Source organism: Paenarthrobacter sp. CM16 (assembly GCF_013179505.1).
In the GTDB taxonomy this organism is placed as follows: Bacteria; Actinomycetota; Actinomycetes; order Actinomycetales; family Micrococcaceae; genus Arthrobacter.
In genome coordinates, this window is record NZ_JABMCX010000042.1 from 1 (window position 1) to 14,828 (window position 14,828).

The window sequence follows — 14,828 nt, forward strand, 5'->3', positions numbered from 1 at the left end:
TGGATCAAGGACCTCGACGCCGGTGACGGAACGGCCGCGGACCCAACGCGCCAGGCCGCGCCGGACTACCTCTACCTCGGGAAGTTCAGGCATGGAGGTTCAAGACGAAGCAGGGCCGGTAGGAGCCGGATCCAAGGCGGTCAGAGCACGCCAGGCATCAGCGGCGGCTTCCTGCTCCGCTTCCTTCTTCGAATGGCCCGAGCCGCGTCCATAAGGTGTCCCGCCAATGTTCAATACCGCTTCGAAGGTACGGGCATGATCCGGACCGGAGCCTTCCACGGCATAGTGGATGGCTCCCAGTTGCCGGCTGGCGGTCAGTTCCTGGATGCTGGTCTTCCAGTCGGTCCCGGCGCCCAGGGCTCCTGCGTCCTTGAGGAGCGGACCCACAAGACGCATGACCAATTGACGCGCAGTCTCCATGTCGTTGGACAAGTAGGTGGCGCCGATCAATGCCTCCATGGTGTCGGCCAGAATGGAGGCTTTGTTCTTACCGTCGGTCAGTTTCTCGCCTTGACCCAGGTAGATGAACTCGCCAACGCCGATTTCCCGGCCGATCCCGGCCAGCGCACGCGTACTGACGACGGCGGATCGCCGCTTGGCGAGTTCGCCTTCTGGCAGCGTGGGGTTCTCACGGTAGAGAGAATCGGTGACGGAGAAGCCCAGAATGGAGTCGCCGAGGAACTCGAGTCGCTCGTTGGTGGGAATCCCGCCGTTCTCATACGCGTATGAGCGATGTGTCAGAGCAAGACGAAGCGTCTCGGTGTCAATTGAGACACCGAGACGCTTCAGAAGCTCTTCAGTTGAAGACATCCTTAGTCAGCCTGTACGGCAGATTAGGCGTCTGCGACCTTGCGGCCCTTGTATTCAAGGAACAGCGCGGTGCCGGCAGAGTCAGTAACGACCTTTGCCTGGTGCGGCAGGCTGTAGGTAACCTGACCGTTTTCGATGGTCTTGACCAAGTTGGGGGCAGTTGCCTTCCACTGGGCACGGCGGGCGCGTGTATTTGCGCGAGACATTTTCCGCTTGGGAACAGCCACGGCTATCTCATTTCTCTCTTAGACGAACACTTACTAATCGGTTTGCCGGTCAGTCTTAGCCAGATCAGCTAGGGCAGCCCAGCGAGGGTCAATGACCTCGTGGTGGTGCCCCGGCTCGTCTTCCAGGCGCGCTCCACATTCGGAGCACAGACCCTGGCAGTCTTCCCGGCACACCGGCTGGAACGGCAGCATAGTGACAACTGCGTCCCGCAACACCGGCTCAAGATCGATTAGATCGTACTCGACTCGACGTTGCTCTTCATCGTCTTCTCCGCCCGAAAGCTCTACGCCTTCATAGAAGAAAAGTTCTTGCACATTGACTTCAAGGTCATACGCAAGGGGATCCAGGCATCGGCCGCACTCGCCGGTTACTTCGACGATTACGGTGCCGGATACCAGAATTCCTTCGTGTACGGCCTCAAGGCGAAGATCCAGCTCGATATCCGAGCCTTCCTTCACACCAATGAGCGCCACACCAAGGTCACTTGGCGCAGGTACATGCTCGTTGAGTGTCCGCATGGTCCCTGGACTGCGTCCAAGGTCCTTGACTACCAGCGCCAAGGGCGAACTTGCATCTCGCTTAATGAGAACTCCTGTAGAACATATGACCGACGTACCATCTTAGCCTGATCACGCTTGAGGACTCAAACCGACGCCGGGCGCGCACGAATGCACGGTGGTTTCAGCTTGGGGCACTCCGCGAAAGGGCGCGAGGTACCCATCAAGCCTACCCTTTGCGCGGGTGTTCCGTTGCAGGCTCGCCAGCGAGGAGCCGTTTCAGCACGGATTTGGGGACAAAGTCAGAGATATCCCCGCCCAGCACGTTCACTTCCTTGATGAGCGTGGAGGACAAATGGACGTAGTGAGCTTCGGCAGGAAGGAACACGGTTTCGACGCCGGCCAACTGGCGGTTCATGGTGGCCATGGGGAGTTCGTAATCGAAATCAGACGATGAGCGAAGGCCTTTGACAATGGCAGATACTCCCCTATGCCGGCAGTAGTCGGCCAGAAGCCCCTCACCCATGGGCTCAACAATGATTCCACGAAGGGATGCCAGCGTTTCGCGGGCCATTTCCATCCGGTCTTCCAGGCCGAACCGGTACTTCTTGGCGTAGTTGGTGGACACGGCCACAATGACTTCGTCAAACAGGCCGGCGGCCCTGGCAATGACTTCGAGATGTCCATTGTGGATAGGGTCAAAGGATCCGGGGCATACCGCTCGTCTCATGAGACGAACCTACCCCATAGCTTCGCCGGGATACCATGGCACACATGGCATCCGCAGGCACCAGACCCTCCCTTGATACGAGCGCCGGGACCATTCCGGACACCACCCCGGCACCTTGGCAGCGGGCTGCGACAGGGGCCAACCTCCTCTCACCGGAAGGAGGGCTGGGAGTGACCATCTTTGAGGAAATGACCACCCTCGCTGTCTCCACCGGGGCCATCAACCTTGGCCAGGGTTTTCCGGACGAAGACGGGCCCGATGAGATCAAGAGGGCAGCCCGGTCGGCCATTGCATCCGGGGCCAACCAGTACGCACCCGGCAAAGGCCTTCCCGTCCTGAGGGAAGCCATCACGGCACACCAGCAGCGCTTTTACGGCCTGACCCCTGACCCCGAGACCGAAGTGCTTGTCACCACCGGAGCAACGGAGGCCATCGCGGCAACACTGCTCGCTTTCATCCAGCCGGGTGACGAAGTCCTGACTTTCGAACCCTTCTATGACTCCTACGGCGCCATCATCGGACTGGCAGGTGCCACCCACGTTACTGCGCCCTTGCAGGCCCCGGATTTCCTCCCGGACCTGTCAGCCCTTGAAAGTGCGTTCAGTCACCGAACCCGCATGGTGCTCCTGAACAATCCGCACAATCCCACCGGCGCTGTCTTTCCCCGTCCGGTCCTGGCCAAGATTGTGGAGCTTGCCATCAAGTACGACGCCCTCATTGTCAGTGACGAGGTTTACGAACACTTGACCTTCGGTGTGGACCACATCCCTGTCACGTCCCTTCCGGGAGCAGCGGAACGGACCATCACCATTTCCTCGGCCGGTAAGACCTTTTCCTTCACGGGCTGGAAAATCGGTTGGCTCAGCGGCCCGGACCACTTGGTCTCTGCCGTGCGTACAGTGAAACAGTTCCTGACCTACAGTTCGGGCACGCCCTTCCAAGGCGCCATTGCTGTTGGCCTTGGCCTTCCCGACGAGTTCTACACAGGTATTGCCACTACCCTGCAGCACAAACGCGACATTCTGGCCGAAGGACTGGGTGCGGCAGGGTTCGGCGTGTACAGCCCCAGCGGCACCTACTTCATCAATGTGGACACGGCTCCCTTGGGCATCCGCGATTCCGTGGACCTGGCGCGGCGCCTCCCGGCACTGGTAGGAGTCGCGGCAATTCCGGTACCGGTCTTCTGTCATCCTGAAGGAGCCGAGCGCACCCGCAGCCTGCTGCGCTTCGCCTTCTGCAAGAAGACATCAGTCCTTGAAGAAGCGGCAGAACGCCTCGCCTCACTCAAGGACCGGCTCTGAGTACCGCCGGCCCCGGACACCACGCCTCCCGCTATCTCCGGACCACAGGACAGCACGCCACCATAGACGCAGACACCCTCATTGAGGGCAGCTTCATCCTCAGCATCGGCGGGGCCGAGCAATCCCACGTCAACCTCGCAGATCCTCGGGAGATTTTTTATGAATACCTGCGCAGGATCGGCCATGTGGTGGATTTGGCCGCCGGGCCCGGGGAACCGATCCGAGCCCTGCACCTGGGCGCGGGGGCGCTGACCCTGGCCCGCTACATCCAGGCAACACGTCCCGGTTCGGGGCAGTACGCCGTGGAGCTGGAACGTGAACTCCTGGATTTCGTCCTCCACAAGCTGCCCATGCCCCAGGGCACTCTGTTGAGTACCCATATTGGCGACGCACGCGACGCCTTGGCGGAGTTGGGCACGGAGGCCGCATTCGACGTCGTGATTCTCGACATCTTCTCCGGGCCGGAAGCGCCGGCCCACATCGCATGCCGGGAGTTCTACGAAGAAGCTGCGGCTCGATTGGGTCCCGAGGGGGTACTGATCGTCAATGTGGGAGACGAACCGGCGCTGACGCTGGTGCGAAGCCAGGTGTCCGCCCTGCGGGAAGCCATGCCGGACGTCGCTGCGGTCGCAGAAACCGGCATGTTTGAGGGCCGGTATCCCGGGAATATTATCCTGGTGGGCACACGCAGCAAATGGTCCCCGGAATGGACAAAGGAATTACTGGCCCGCGGGCCGCATCCTGCCGCAGTTCTCACCGGAATGGACCTGGACCGGATTGCCGCCCAGGGGTCCGGTTCCACCCGCTAAGCCGGTTCGGCGAACCACAGTTTGGTCTCACCGTACTTTTTGTCGGCGAAGCATTCCATGGTCCCGGGCCATTCCGGCTCGGGACTCCGCGAACTCCGCTCTACAACCACCACGGCCCCCTCATCCAGATGTGTCGCCAGCTTCGTCAACACAGCGCTCAGGGCCGGCTCGTCCAGAGGGTACGGCGGATCAAGGAAGACCAGGTCCCACAGCACGCCCTCACGGGTCCGCTCCAGGAACGACTCCACCTTGGAGCGGTGGACTGAAACTCTTTTTCCGCCCAGCAATTGGTTCAACAAATCAGCATTGCGTTGGCAGACGTCGCTCGCCTTGGCATCAAACTCCACCAGATCCACGCTGCGGGCACCACGGCTGGCGCTCTCAATGCCTAAGGCTCCCGAGCCCGCATACAGGTCAAGAACCCGGGCATCGTCAATGACCGCCAAGGATTCCAGCCTGGAGAAAAGGGCTTCCTTGACGCGGTCGGTAGTGGGCCGCGTAGCGGTTCCGGGGACGCTGGTCAGCGGGTTCCCACCACCAACTCCGGCAATGATCCGGCTCACAGGATTGCTCCGGATGCCGACGCGCCTCGAGGGCCGCCTGGGTTTCTAACCGCGTTCAAGGAACGCCTCCTTCTCGGGGTTCAGGTACTGATCGATTGCTGCGGCCAGTCCCGGCTGATGCAGGAGCGTGGGATCCTCTGCAACCAGGCCCTGGGCATCCGTGCGTGCGCGGGCAATGATGTCTTCATGGTCCAGGACCCTGAGCAACTTCAGCGTTGAGCGCCCCCCGGATTGGGAAGCCCCGAGGATGTCCCCTTCACGTCGAAGCTTCAAATCTTCCTGGGACAGCTCAAACCCATCAGTGGTCGATGCCACAGCCTCAAGGCGTCGGCGGCTCGGATGGCCAGGCTCCAAAGTGGTCACCAACAAGCACGTTCCCGGCAAACCACCCCGACCTACCCGGCCGCGGAGCTGGTGAAGTTGGGAAATTCCAAAACGGTCGGCGTCCAGAATCACCATCAAGGTGGCGTTGTGGACATCCACACCCACCTCAATAACGGTGGTGGAAACCAGCACCTTGACCTCGTTGGCAGCAAAGGACGCCATGGTCTCCGATTTAAGCTGCGGGTCCTGCCGGCCATGAAGGGGTGCCACCGGGACACCAGCCAGCGCCGGCTCCTGCAGAAGGCTCTCGACGACGGCAGTCACCGATGCCAACTCCCGCGCCGATCCTTCGTCCGCGAGTTCGGCGTCGCTGGGTTCCGCTTCTCCCGGGCTGAAGTCGCCGTCGTCGTCCGTTCCGATTTTGGGGCACACGACGTACACCTGATGGCCTGAGTCAACCTCTTCACGCGATCGCTTCCAGATGCGGTCCACCCAACCGGGGTTTTCCACCAGGCCCACAACATGCGTGGAGATGGGAGCCCGACCAGCCGGAAGCTCATCCAGGATGGAGGTTTCAAGGTCGCCGAACACCGTCATGGCCACCGTGCGGGGAATGGGGGTTGCCGTCATTACCAGCAGGTGCGGCGGCCGCTGCGCCTTGGCCCGGAGGGCGTCACGCTGCTCGACGCCAAAACGGTGTTGCTCGTCCACCACAATCAGGCCAAGGTCCTGGAAGCTGGTCCTATCACTGAGCAAGGCGTGGGTGCCGATGACGATTCCGGCGTTTCCCGAGGCAGCGTCCAGCATGGCCTGCTTGCGGGCCGCCGTGGGCATGGAACCCGTCAGCAAGGTCACGTGGACCGACTCCTGCCCCGAATCTCCACCGAGCATTCCGGCCCCGCCAAAGACATGGTCACGTGCCAACGAACCCAAAGTCCGGCGGATCGAGTGGAAGTGCTGCGCCGCCAGGACTTCAGTAGGCGCCAACAGCGCGGCCTGGCCTCCGGCATCCACCACCTGCAACATGGCCCTGAGGGCAACAATGGTCTTGCCGGAACCCACTTCGCCCTGCAACAGCCGGTTCATGGGCGTATCCCGGGCCAGTTCTTCAGCAAGCGTCTTCCCGACGGCGGATTGGCCGGCCGTCAGTGTGAACGGCAGGTTTTGGTCAAAGCTGCGGAGCAATCCGTCGGGACGGGCACGGCGGGCGGTGGCCTCCTCTGCCGCAAGCTGAGCTCGCCGCCTGGCCAAGGCAGTCTGCAGCACCAATGCTTCCTGGTACCGAAAACGATCCTGTGCGCGTTGCCAATCCTTCGCTGTCTCCGGCGAATGGATCAGCCGGTAGGCCTCAGCTACGCTGGGGAACCCGTCCCTGCGGACAATGCTTGCGGGAAGTGGGTCTTCCAGGGCTTCAAGCTCCATGGTCTGGAGCAAGGCGGTGATCACCTTATGGATGGACCAGCTGGTGAGTTTAGCGGTGGCCGGATAAACCGGGATGGGCATGGCGGCGAGCTTCTCCGGGTCGAGGGAGCCTTCAGCTTCCGGGTCCTCATCCAGCAGCAGGAAGTCCGGGTTGGTCAGGCCAAGCGCACCGCCATAACGGGTGACCTTTCCGGAGAACATGGCCCGCCTGCCTGGCTGAAGTTCCGCTTTGGCCCTGAAGCCGTTGAAGAAACTGACTTTCAGGGCGCCTTGAACCCCGTTTCCACCGGCCTCGTCGGTTACCACTACATCAGTAATGGATCCGCGCCGGGCCCGCATCTGGCGGGTGGTGTTGGACAACACCCGTGCAATCAGGGTGACTTCTTCATCCAGCGGAAGATCGCTGATGGGCGTCAGCTCGCCACGGCTCAAATACCGGCGCGGGAAGTAGTTCAGCAACGCACCTGTGGTTTTGAGGCCCAAGTGCTTTTCAATGACTGCTGCGGACCTCTTGCCGATTCTGCGCTCGAGGGGTAGTTCCAGTTCAGTAATCATGCCGTGACTGGCCTGTAACGCTGGGCTCTTGCGGGCGCCCATGAGCACCCGGCTTGCCGCTATCTGCACTGTCGCCATCTGCACCGCCGCCATCCGCACTGGGCAAGGCCAACTGGCTGACTGCGATGTCCGTAGGCTCGCCCAGTGAACGAATCAGTGCCACTGCGGGATCGGGATCCGGAACGTGGACGTGGACCCTCCACCGGTAGCTCGCTTCAACCGTTGATTCGTCGTCATCGTCCTGCCCCGGGGCAGCACCCACTTGGCTCATGATGACCGAATCACCCATCTCATCAAGGCGCTGCCTCAGGATGGCTGCGTTCAACGGGGACAAGTTGATGGTGCACATTACTTCCACGCCGTCATCGGCAGGCATGCGCTCATGAATGTGCGGGTCCTGGAGCTTATAGCCGTGGAGCCCGTCCAGAAGCTCGTCTTGGAGTTCTTCACCCAGGACCGCAGAACGCAGGCAGTCCAGGATCAGCAGCATTCCCACGCCTCCGGCGTCCACCACATGGGCTTCCTGGAGTTGGGCCAGTTCGCCCTCGGTTCGGACCACTGCCTGGTAGGCAGCCTCCACAATGGCGTCAAGTGCAAGGCCCAGGGCATGGTTGCTGTCGTCGGAGTTTTGGGAAGCATCCACAGCCTGCGCAGCGTCCGAGGCCGCTTCCAGAACCGAAAGCATGGTTCCTGCCACCGGCTCACTCAACGCGGACCAGGCCCGGATCTGGGCCCTGTTCAACGCCGTGGCAAGCAGCGGGGCACTCAGGCGCGATTTACCGGCCAATGGCTCGGCAACGGCACACAGGAAGACTGCGAACAGAGTGCCCGAATTACCCCGTGCCTGTTCCATGGCCGCTTGTCCGGCGCGGGATAAAACCGCGCCGACGTCGTTACCCGTTTCGGTAATATCCGGCGTGGTGCCATCAAGGGCGGACACCGCTGCACGGACCGTGAGGTACAGGTTGGTGCCGGTATCGCCATCGGCTACCGGGAAGATGTTAATCGCGTTCAGGCGATCACTGTGGTTGCCAAGGACCACCTCCGCCTTGCCTAGCCAACGTTTCATGGCGTGCGCATTCGCGGCGATCTTAGTCTGCAAAGTGATCCCATCCAACGGTGTCAGCAGCTTGCCCGGCGATCCGGACGCCGCTGCCTGGTGGCTCGACAACGGCTTGAACTGAGCCTATCGCAGTGAACCCCTGCGGCAGCTGAATTCCTGCCGGGAAGGTGGCCAGCAATCCGTGGTCCTCTCCCCCACCCAGGACCCAAGACATTGCGTCCCGGCCCAGGAAAACGGCAGCGGGTTCCAGCGGCAGAGCATTGGCCTTCAAGGCCACAGGGTCGAAGTCAAGGGCAACCTGGCTGGCCGCAGCAAGCCTGCTGCCATCCCGAAGCAGGCCATCGGAAATATCCATCATGGCAGTTGCGCCTGCCCTCGCAGCCAAGGGCCCTGCAGCCAAAGGGGGTTCCGGGCGGCACTGGCTTTCCACCAACGCCCGCTGTTCCTCGTTCAGGCTGTCCATGGGAAATGTGCTTTCCAACAACGCCCAACCGGCAGCGGCCCTTCCCAAGGTCCCTGCAACAGCCACCACGTCTCCGGGCCTGGCTCCGGAACGCAGCACGGGCGCCACGCCACTGAGGGTTCCGACGACGGCCACCGTCACCGCCAGCTCGCGACCCCTTCCGAGGTCTCCACCCGCCACAGAACAGTCAGGGGCACCCAATCCGATAATTGCCGCCGTCAGGCCGTCGGCGAAGTCTTCGACCCACCTGACGGGAGTTTCCGGTGGCATGGTAAGGCTGACAACCAGGGAGGTGGCGCTGCCGCCCATCGCATTGATGTCGCTGAGATTTTGCGCCGCAGCCTTCCACCCGACGTCGTATCCGGTAGTCCGGTAGCCGTTGTTCCACTCCAACCTGAAGTCCTGGTCCTGGGTTTGGGTGTCGATGGAGATCAAGGTGCGCCCGTCCGGCGCGGCCACCAGGGCGGCATCGTCTCCCGGGCCCAGCAAGATGCCGGGGCTGTGGTTCAGGCGCGGAAAGATCCGGGCAAGGAGCTCGGATTCCGAAAGGTCTTGGACGGTTATTTGTTCTGCGGGCACGGCTCTACGCTATCGCGATCCACTGACAGAATAATGCCGCGCAGCTGCCCCGAAGTGCCGGCGGACATGTGACCGGGAATACGCGGATCCGTTGGGCCGCCCGTGCGGGATAGGCTGGATGGATGCACCGAAAGACCCTCCGCCGGATAGCCCTGACTGTTTCCATGGCCTCTGCGTCCGTCCTCGCTTTGTCGGCATGTTCCCCTGCCGTTGATGTCACGGCCGCGGCCGACGCTGCCAACCCGGCCTGCGCTCCGATGATGGTTGCTTTGCCTGACCGGATCGGCGATGCCTCGCTGCGCAAGACCAACAGCCAGGCCACGGCAGCATGGGGTGAGCCGTCGCAGGTCATTCTCCGATGTGGAGTGAATGTTCCCGGGCCCACCACGGACCGCTGCGTGAGCGTCAATGACATCGATTGGGTCATCAAGGAAGGCGATCCCGTTTACACGCTCACCACGTTTGGCCGGGAACCTGCCACTGAGATCCTGATCGATCCGGTCAAACTTGAAGCCGCTAACATCAGCTCCGCAACTGTGCTCACTGAACTCGCAGCCGCAGTCGGCAAGATCAAGGCCACCGGCAAGTGCGTGGGCCAGGAAGACCTGCAGAACCTGCCGTCCGGCAAGTAGCCCTGCAAGTTGTACCGGCCCACGGGCCGCCCGTCAGCGCAGGCCGGTTTTCCGGGTCAAGGCCAGATGAATAAGTTCATCGATCAGCTCGCCATAAGACAGGCCTGATGCCGCCCACATTTGCGGGTACATGCTTTTTGGTGTGAAACCGGGCATGGTGTTGATCTCGTTGATGACCAGTTCGCCTGCGGGGGTGTAGAAAAAGTCCACGCGGCTCAGGCCCTCGGCTCCGACGGCATCGAAAGCCACGGCAGCCAGATCGCGGACCCGGCTGATGGCTTCTTCCGGCATATCGGCCGGGCAGCTCAGAGCGGCCGCACCATCTTCAACGTATTTGGCGGCAAAGTCATAAAACTGGTGCTCCCCGGCTGCTACCGCAATTTCACCGGGCATTGAGGTGCGGGGCGCGTCGGTGCCACGTCCCTGAAGGACGGCGCATTCAATCTCGCGGCCCACAATGCCGGCTTCGATCACCAGCTTGAGATCGTGCCGCCGGGCTTCTTCTATTGCCGCATCCAGCCCCTCCAGGGAATCCACTTTGGAGATACCCATGGACGAACCGGCGCGGGCGGGCTTGACGAACACAGGGAACCCGAGCTTGTCCACGCGCTTTCGGACAGCCTCGGCATCTGTCAGCCATTCGCGATCAGTCACTGCGATGTAGGGTCCAACGCTGAGGCCGGCAGCCTCGAACACCACCTTCATGAAATGCTTGTCCATCCCCACCGCGGAGGCCAGGACGCCGGCACCTACATAGCGGGTGTCGGAGAGTTCCAGGAGGCCTTGGATGGTTCCGTCCTCACCCCACGGACCATGAAGCAGCGGGAACACCACATCCACGGATCCCAGCTCCTGCGGAACGGCGTTGGGCTCGGTCACGATCAGCTGGTGTTCGCCACCCACTTCGGCCAAGGTAACGGTCTTTCCCGATGGCGCCACTTCGGGAAGCGCTGCCGAGCTCAAGGACCATTCGCTGGTGTCGCCCGAAGCCAGGACCCATTGCCCCGATTTTGCGATGCCAATGGGAATGACCTCGTACTTGTTCTTGTCGATGGCTCCCATGACGCCTGCGGCTGTGACGCAACTGACGGCATGTTCGCTGGAGCGCCCGCCGAAAAGAACAGCTACTCGGGGACGGTTCGTCGCGGGGGTGGAGTGATCAATCACCATCAGTAGTCGCCTTCGGACTTCAGTGCCCGGGCCAGCAAACGCGGTCCCAGGTCATCTACGGACATTCTGCCTTCCAGCACCGCTACCACGGCTGCCGTAATGGGCATTTCAACGTTCAATTTGCCGGCCAGCTCGTGCACGGCGGCGCCGGACTTAATGCCTTCGGCGGTCTGCGTCATTTGTTCTGCGACCTCTTCCAGGCTGAGTCCCTCGCCGAGCAGGCGGCCCGCGGTGTGATTGCGCGACAACGCCGATGAACAGGTGGCCACAAGGTCGCCCAGGCCGGCCAGGCCGGCCATGGTCTGGGCTTCACCGCCGAGGGCCAGGGCGAGCCGCGAGGTCTCGGCAAGTCCCCGGGTAATGACCGAGGCCTTGGTGTTGTCGCCCATCTGCCGGCCTTCGCAGATGCCCACAGCAAGGGCGATGACGTTCTTGACGATCCCGCCGATTTCCACACCCACAACATCCGTGCTGGTGTATGGCCGGAAATAGGGTGCCGTGCAGGACAGAGCAATGGCAGCGGCGGTATCGGCGTCGCTGCAAGCAACCACAGAGGCCGTGGGTTGCTCCCTGGCAATCTCCATCGCCAGATTGGGACCGGAAACCACTGCTACCCGGGATGCGGGAAGGCCCAGTTCCTGCGCAATGACCTCACTCATCCGGGCATCGGTCCCCAGCTCCAATCCCTTCATCAGGGATACCACCACGGCATCGGGGGCCAGTAACGGCTTCCACTCGCCCAGTTGTGGCCTCAAGGATTGGGCGGGAACAGCGAGCACCACCAAGGCGGCGTCCTTCAGTACTTCCGCCACATCCGTGGACGCGGTGACGGTTTCGGGGAGCTCAATGTCTTTCAGGTACTGCGTATTGCGGTGCAGCGAATTGATCTGCTCCACCACCTCGGGACGTCGGCCCCAGATCCGGATGCTTCGCTCAACGCCGGCGGCCGCTGCCGCATCGGCAAGGATTTTGGCAAACGTGGTGCCCCACGATCCGGCACCCAAAACCGCCACGATGTCCGGGACCCGGGCAGGGCTCTGAAGAATGGTCATTTACCTTCCTCGGGTTCCGGCGCATCGGAGGATCCGCGCTCTACGAAACGGCCGTGCTTTGACTGTTTGTGAACAGCCGGATCCCAGCGCTCGGCCGGTGCGGGCTCGTTGCGAAGGGTCGCCAGGAGCCCGGTAATGGCATCCATGATCACCTCTGTTGCCTCAGTCAGGGTGGCGCGGTCCATCGGCCGGTCGGCGAAAGCGCTGAGGTCCACCGGTTTCCCGACGAGGACCCGCACTGTCTTGCGCGGGAAAATGTGGAAGCGCTTGGCATAACGCGGGAAGACGTCCTGCGCACCCCAGTGTGCCATGGGGACAACAGGCGCGCCTGTTTGCAGCGCGAGCCTGGCAGCTCCTGTGTGGCCCTTCATGGGCCACAGATCCGGGTCCCGGGTCAGGGTGCCTTCGGGATAGATGATGATGGCACCGCCGGCATCCACCACCTCTTTGGCGACTTGCAGCGAGCGGTTCGCTCCCGCCGTCGAGCGTTCAACGGGTATCTGCTTGGTTGCATCCAACAAGCTCCCGAGCACAGGCACTTTAAAAAGACCCTTCTTCGCCAGGAAGTGTGGTGGCCGTTGCTGGTTGTAAACCATGTGTCCGATAACGATGGGGTCGATCTCGGTGCAGTGGTTTGGCACAGCGATGAAGCCACCGGGTGGAAGGTTTTCAACACCTTCCCACTTTTTGGCCATCAGAAGGTTCATCAAGGGGCGCGCCAGGCCCGCCAGCAGCATGAACGTGGCACGGCTCTTGGCCGATTCCTTCAAAGGATCCCCCGCTACTTGGTGGTGGTGATATCGAAGTCGGCGCCCAGGCCGGCCAGCTTTTCGGTGAAGCGCTCGTAACCGCGGTTGATGATGTCGATGCCGGTCACCCTGGAGGTACCGGTGGCTGCCAGTGCCGCAATAAGGTGGCTGAAGCCGCCCCGAAGGTCCGGGATATCGATGTCGGTGCCGCGGAGCGGGGTGGGTCCTGAAATGACGGCGGAGTGAAGGAAGTTCCGCTGCCCGAACCGGCACGGGACACTGCCCAAACACTCGCGGTGCACCTGGATGTTTGCGCCCATCCGGGCCAAAGCATCAGTAAAGCCGAACCGGTTCTCGTAGACGGTCTCGTGAACAATCGAAACCCCCTCGGCCTGAGTCAGGGCCACTACCAACGGCTGCTGCCAGTCCGTCATGAAGCCTGGGTGCACGTCCGTCTCCAAGACCAGCGGCGAGAGCTTGCCGCCCTGGTGGTAGAAGCGGATGCCGTCGTCGCCGATGTCCATCCCGCCGCCCACTTTGCGGTAGGTATTGAGGAAAGTCATCATGTCCCGCTGGGAGGCGCCTTCAACGAAGATGTCGCCCCGGGTCACCAATGCAGCGGAAGCCCATGACGCGGACTCGTTGCGGTCCGGAAGAGCACGGTGGTTGTACCCGCGAAGATCCTTGACGCCTTCAATCCTGATGGTGCGGTCCGTTTGGACGCTGATGATGGCGCCCATTTTCTGCAGGACCGCAATGAGGTCGATGATCTCCGGCTCAGTGGCGGCACCAATGAGTTCAGTGATGCCTTCGGCCCGAGTGGCGCTCAGCAGCACCTGCTCGGTGGCACCAACCGAAGGATACGGGAGGGAGATTTTGGCACCGTGGAGGCCGTGCGGTGCTGAGATGTGGATGCCGCCAGGGCGCTTTTCCACCACTGCACCGAACTGGCGCAGCACGTTCAAGTGGTAGTCGATGGGCCTGTCGCCAATTTTGCAGCCACCCAGATCAGGGATGAAGGCCTCGCCGATGGCGTGGATCAGGGGTCCGCACAGCAGGATGGGTATACGGGAATCCCCGGCGTGGGCGTCAATGGCTGTACTGGAAGCCGTCTTGGCGTCCTTGGGATCCAGGGTGAGGTCCCCCGTGACCGGATCCTTCACGACTGTCACACCGTGCAGCTTCAAGAGGCTGGTGACAACCTCTACATCCTTGATTTCCGGCACGTTCCTCAGCACCGATGGTTCGCTGCCCAGCAACGCCGCCACCATGGCCTTGGGCACCAGGTTCTTGGCACCGCGAACGGTCACTCGTCCAGTTAACGGGACGCCACCGCGGATTGTCAGAACACTACTCATCTATACCGGTTTCCTCACGACTACTCGCCCCCCAAACTTACAAAGGCTCCAGCTAAGCATAGAAGCTTGCGTTACCGAACCGAAATGGACGCACCTTCCGCGGCACGTTTCAGGCATCGATGGGCCCTTGACGAAAAAGGACCGGTGGACACTCCCCCAGAGTGTCCACCGGTCAGCAATCCATAGCTCTGCAGCCTTGGCTGAAGGCGTTATCCAGCCTCGACCTTGGCGGGAAGCGTCTTCGGCTTGAATGATGGCCGGGTAGCTTCATAGGCCGTGATGTCTTCTTCGTGCTGCAGGGTCAGGCCGATGTCATCAAGGCCTTCCAACAGCCGCCATCGGGTGTAGTCATCAATGTCGAACGGAGCCACGACGTTGCCGCACTCCACGGTTTTGCTCACCAGATCAACCTTGACCTCGGTGCCGGGAGCGTTCTCCAGCACCTTCCAGATGAGTTCAATATCGTCCTGCGCCACCTGGGCGGCCAGCAGGCCCTGCTTGCCGGAGTTTCCGCGGAAGATAT

The 14,828-nt window shown here is 61.8% G+C and carries 16 protein-coding genes and 1 pseudogene; 3 read left to right on the top strand and 14 right to left on the bottom strand.

The window, feature by feature from the left end; genetic code table 11:
• From HP499_RS05520 to coaD, 5 genes are all read right to left on the bottom strand, one after another.
• Positions 1-93 (bottom strand): DNA-formamidopyrimidine glycosylase family protein (locus HP499_RS05520; RefSeq protein ID WP_216659766.1); only part of this gene is annotated, 93 nt, incomplete at its 3' end.
• 6 nt (positions 94-99) lie between these two features.
• On the bottom strand, positions 100-810 hold the full coding sequence (gene rnc, locus HP499_RS05525) for a ribonuclease III (protein ID WP_172322905.1): 711 nt from the start codon (positions 808-810) through the stop codon (positions 100-102).
• Positions 811-833: 23 nt separating this feature from the next.
• Positions 834-1,037: a 50S ribosomal protein L32 gene (gene rpmF / locus HP499_RS05530; protein ID WP_011775139.1), complete on the bottom strand. Its 204-nt coding sequence runs from the start codon at positions 1,035-1,037 to the stop codon at positions 834-836.
• A gap of 33 nt (positions 1,038-1,070) precedes the next feature.
• Positions 1,071-1,598 (bottom strand): DUF177 domain-containing protein, encoded by a 528-nt coding sequence (locus HP499_RS05535; RefSeq protein ID WP_081733237.1) that lies wholly within the window; start codon positions 1,596-1,598, stop codon positions 1,071-1,073.
• Positions 1,599-1,764: 166 nt separating this feature from the next.
• A complete protein-coding gene (coaD, locus tag HP499_RS05540; protein WP_172322906.1) occupies positions 1,765-2,265 on the bottom strand; it encodes a pantetheine-phosphate adenylyltransferase in 501 nt (166 codons plus the stop codon).
• A gap of 35 nt (positions 2,266-2,300) precedes the next feature.
• Here coaD and HP499_RS05545 point away from each other — a divergent pair, with 35 nt between their 5' ends.
• Both HP499_RS05545 and HP499_RS05550 read left to right on the top strand, forming a co-directional pair.
• Positions 2,301-3,566, top strand: coding sequence for an aminotransferase class I/II-fold pyridoxal phosphate-dependent enzyme (locus tag HP499_RS05545; protein WP_172322907.1), 1,266 nt, complete (start codon positions 2,301-2,303; stop codon positions 3,564-3,566).
• Positions 3,563-4,375: a spermidine synthase gene (locus HP499_RS05550; protein WP_172322922.1), complete on the top strand. Its 813-nt coding sequence runs from the start codon at positions 3,563-3,565 to the stop codon at positions 4,373-4,375. The genes HP499_RS05545 and HP499_RS05550 overlap by 4 nt, the downstream gene beginning before the upstream one ends.
• Here HP499_RS05550 and rsmD read toward each other — a convergent pair.
• The 4 genes from rsmD to HP499_RS05570 are packed head-to-tail and all read right to left on the bottom strand — an operon-like array spanning position 4,372 to position 9,344.
• Positions 4,372-4,938, bottom strand: coding sequence for a 16S rRNA (guanine(966)-N(2))-methyltransferase RsmD (gene rsmD, locus HP499_RS05555; protein WP_172322908.1), 567 nt, complete (start codon positions 4,936-4,938; stop codon positions 4,372-4,374). The two genes, HP499_RS05550 and rsmD, sit on opposite strands and share 4 nt — an antisense overlap.
• A 45-nt stretch (positions 4,939-4,983) precedes the next feature.
• Positions 4,984-7,239 (bottom strand): ATP-dependent DNA helicase RecG, encoded by a 2,256-nt coding sequence (locus HP499_RS05560; protein WP_172322909.1) that lies wholly within the window; start codon positions 7,237-7,239, stop codon positions 4,984-4,986.
• Positions 7,229-8,308, bottom strand: coding sequence for a DAK2 domain-containing protein (locus HP499_RS05565; protein ID WP_253951419.1), 1,080 nt, complete (start codon positions 8,306-8,308; stop codon positions 7,229-7,231). The genes HP499_RS05560 and HP499_RS05565 overlap by 11 nt, the downstream gene beginning before the upstream one ends.
• A 22-nt stretch (positions 8,309-8,330) precedes the next feature.
• Positions 8,331-9,344, bottom strand: coding sequence for a thiamine-phosphate kinase (locus HP499_RS05570; protein ID WP_172322910.1), 1,014 nt, complete (start codon positions 9,342-9,344; stop codon positions 8,331-8,333).
• A 122-nt stretch (positions 9,345-9,466) separates the two neighbouring features.
• Here HP499_RS05570 and HP499_RS05575 point away from each other — a divergent pair, with 122 nt between their 5' ends.
• Positions 9,467-9,976 carry a DUF3515 family protein gene (locus HP499_RS05575; RefSeq protein ID WP_172322911.1) on the top strand — a complete coding sequence of 170 codons (510 nt, stop codon included), beginning with the start codon at positions 9,467-9,469 and terminating at the stop codon, positions 9,974-9,976.
• A gap of 33 nt (positions 9,977-10,009) precedes the next feature.
• Here the strand turns inward: HP499_RS05575 and HP499_RS05580 are convergent, their stop codons facing one another.
• From HP499_RS05580 to HP499_RS05600, 5 genes and pseudogenes are all read right to left on the bottom strand, one after another.
• Positions 10,010-11,146: a D-alanine--D-alanine ligase family protein gene (locus HP499_RS05580; protein ID WP_172322912.1), complete on the bottom strand. Its 1,137-nt coding sequence runs from the start codon at positions 11,144-11,146 to the stop codon at positions 10,010-10,012.
• Positions 11,146-12,198 carry an NAD(P)H-dependent glycerol-3-phosphate dehydrogenase gene (locus tag HP499_RS05585; protein ID WP_172322913.1) on the bottom strand — a complete coding sequence of 351 codons (1,053 nt, stop codon included), beginning with the start codon at positions 12,196-12,198 and terminating at the stop codon, positions 11,146-11,148. Before HP499_RS05585 ends, HP499_RS05580 begins: the two co-directional genes overlap by 1 nt.
• Complete coding sequence (locus tag HP499_RS05590) at positions 12,195-12,968, bottom strand: 1-acyl-sn-glycerol-3-phosphate acyltransferase (protein WP_172322914.1); 774 nt, start codon at positions 12,966-12,968, stop codon at positions 12,195-12,197. The genes HP499_RS05585 and HP499_RS05590 overlap by 4 nt, the downstream gene beginning before the upstream one ends.
• Positions 12,969-12,979: 11 nt before the next feature.
• On the bottom strand, positions 12,980-14,305 hold the full coding sequence (gene murA / locus HP499_RS05595; RefSeq protein WP_172322915.1) for a UDP-N-acetylglucosamine 1-carboxyvinyltransferase: 1,326 nt from the start codon (positions 14,303-14,305) through the stop codon (positions 12,980-12,982).
• Positions 14,306-14,514: 209 nt separating this feature from the next.
• Positions 14,515-14,828: pseudogene (locus HP499_RS05600) on the bottom strand (3-isopropylmalate dehydratase small subunit); the annotation flags it as partial.

What these genes read in the sequence shown, in the direction of transcription:
- HP499_RS05545 (WP_172322907.1), top strand. Translation starts at nt 2,301, where the DNA reads ATGGCACACATGGCATCCGCAGGCACCAGACCCTCCCTTGATACGAGC.
- rnc (WP_172322905.1), bottom strand. Translation starts at nt 810, where the DNA reads ATGTCTTCAACTGAAGAGCTTCTGAAGCGTCTCGGTGTCTCAATTGAC.
- coaD (WP_172322906.1), bottom strand. Translation starts at nt 2,265, where the DNA reads ATGAGACGAGCGGTATGCCCCGGATCCTTTGACCCTATCCACAATGGA.
- murA (WP_172322915.1), bottom strand. Translation starts at nt 14,305, where the DNA reads ATGAGTAGTGTTCTGACAATCCGCGGTGGCGTCCCGTTAACTGGACGA.
- HP499_RS05575 (WP_172322911.1), top strand. Translation starts at nt 9,467, where the DNA reads ATGCACCGAAAGACCCTCCGCCGGATAGCCCTGACTGTTTCCATGGCC.
- HP499_RS05580 (WP_172322912.1), bottom strand. Translation starts at nt 11,146, where the DNA reads ATGGTGATTGATCACTCCACCCCCGCGACGAACCGTCCCCGAGTAGCT.
- HP499_RS05565 (WP_253951419.1), bottom strand. Translation starts at nt 8,308, where the DNA reads ATGAAACGTTGGCTAGGCAAGGCGGAGGTGGTCCTTGGCAACCACAGT.
- HP499_RS05560 (WP_172322909.1), bottom strand. Translation starts at nt 7,239, where the DNA reads ATGATTACTGAACTGGAACTACCCCTCGAGCGCAGAATCGGCAAGAGG.
- HP499_RS05585 (WP_172322913.1), bottom strand. Translation starts at nt 12,198, where the DNA reads ATGACCATTCTTCAGAGCCCTGCCCGGGTCCCGGACATCGTGGCGGTT.